Origin of the sequence: Pseudoalteromonas sp. ND6B (genome assembly GCF_000764215.1) — a bacterium.
GTDB lineage: Bacteria > Pseudomonadota > Gammaproteobacteria > Enterobacterales > Alteromonadaceae > Pseudoalteromonas > Pseudoalteromonas tetraodonis.
In genome coordinates this window covers 1-2049 of record NZ_JQFL01000032.1, presented here as the reverse complement: position 1 = coordinate 2049, position 2049 = coordinate 1, and the positions used below count along the sequence as shown (strand labels likewise).

Below are 2049 nucleotides of genomic sequence, written 5' to 3'. Positions count from 1 at the left end.
GCCCCCTGTGTCAGGATAGTTGTCGCCTCTAACTTTTAATAGAGGCAGATATAATGAGACGTCGATTTACACAAGAATTTAAAGTTCAAGCGGTTGAAAAAGCATTATCTCAATGTGATGATGTTCGCTTAGAAGATATTGCAGATGATTTAGGTGTCGGTTATTCAACGTTACAGCGTTGGATAGCACTCGCAAAAAAACATCAACTTGAAACACACCAGACGGGTAGCCAAATGACAGCAGAAAAACGACCACAAGACTGGAGTTTAGAAGAAAGACTCAGCGCGATTATTGACTGTGGTCATTTAGATGAAACAGCCATTAATGAATACTGTCGTAATAAAGGGCTTTACCCGCATCATATTAAGCAGTGGAAGCAAGATTTTGCCCAAGGACCTACAACGAAACTAGTTAAATCAGACAGTAAACAGCTTAAGCAAGAGATAAAACAGCTGCAAAAAGAACTGAATCGTAAAGATAAGGCCTTAGCTGAAACAGCCGCTCTGCTTGTTCTCAAAAAAAAAGCGGATGCACTCTGGGGTTTCAACGAGGACGATTAACAACACTGGCTGAGCGACATGAATTAATAAAGCTTATTACAAACGCGCAGGATTCAGGGGCAAGGAAAGAAAAAGCATGTGAGTTACTTGGGCTGACGGCAAGAACCGTTCAACGTTGGATTGAAGCTGACAATATGACTGACAAGCGAACAAGTACGATAAAACGGCCGCCAAATCGTCTCACAGAGTTAGAGCGGCAGCGTATTATTAATACGGTTAACTCAACTGAGTATGGGCATTTACCGGCCAGTAAAATAGTCCCTAAGCTGCTTGATAACGGCATATGGATAGCGTCTGAAAGTTCATTTTATCGTGTCATGAAGGCACATAACTTATTAACGCATAGAGAAAAAGTAAAGCCGGCAAAGCCGATGAAAAAGCCAAGAGCATTGAAGGCAGTGCGTGCAAATGAAGTGTATACCTGGGATATCACCTATTTACCAACGAGCGTAAAAGGGCAGTTTTTATACTTATATTTAGTGATGGACATTTTTAGTCGAAAGGTTGTCGGTTGGCAGGTTCACGACACACAGTTAAGTGAATTAGCCGCAGATTTAATGAAGGATATTTGCAGTCGAGAGCAAATAAAGCGAGAGCAAGTCACGTTGCACTCAGATAATGGCAGCCCAATGAAAGGCGCGACATTGTTGGCAACATTACAGGAGCTAGGCATTGTGCCATCATTTAGCCGACCGTCAGTAAGTAATGACAACCCGTACTCTGAGTCGTTATTTAAAACGTTAAAGTATCGCCCAGAATACCCAGAAAAGGCATTTGAAGATATAAGCGCAGCAAGAGAATGGGTAAGCGGATTCGTTGATTGGTACAATAATGAGCACCTACACAGTGGTATAAAATTTGTGACGCCAAATCAACGTCATTCAGGTTTAGATAAAGAGATATTAGCCAAGCGTCAGCAGGTAAACGATGCTGCTAAATTGAATAACCCAAGTCGTTGGTCAGGAAAGTCACGAGATTGGTCAATGATAAACGAAATAAATTTGAATCCTGAGAAAAAAGAAGAAATGCGGGCGGCATAAAATTTAACTTGAGGCGACAACTAACTTGAAAAACTCCGAAGGTGAAAGGTGAAAGGTGAAAGGTGAAAGGTGAAAGGTGAAAGTTCACGGGCGACGAGTTGCGAGAAGCGGGTTAAGATTGACTGGTGTAGCTGCGGGTTTATTCCGCGCATGTGGTTTTAGGTAATAAATTTATTCACAAAGAGGTTAAGAGACGCTGTGCTTTTAGAGCTAGTGAAAAAACAATTAATCACTCGGGCTCATGGTTATTGTTTTCTCATTTACTGCTCATTCACTTCTCTTTGTGCAAAAAGATCTTGAAGAGATTCTATTTACCACTGAGGGTGCAGAGCACACAGAGAAAATGATTAAAAACATGTTTTATTTGCTTTGTCTTCTCTGTGTAGCGCGAAGCGCCTCGGTGTACTCTGTGGTAAGAATGTTTTGTAGGCGGGGCTTTATGCCGCGCA

The 2049-nt window shown here is 41.7% G+C and carries 1 protein-coding gene; it reads left to right on the top strand.

The annotated features are described in order from the left end of the window. Positions 1 to 53: 53 nt before the first annotated feature. A protein-coding gene (locus tag ND6B_RS11255) for an IS3 family transposase (RefSeq protein WP_152569104.1) occupies positions 54 to 1600 on the top strand; the annotation gives its coding sequence in 2 pieces (ribosomal slippage) (positions 54 to 534 and positions 534 to 1600; 1548 coding nt in all). Positions 1601 to 2049 lie beyond the last annotated feature (449 nt).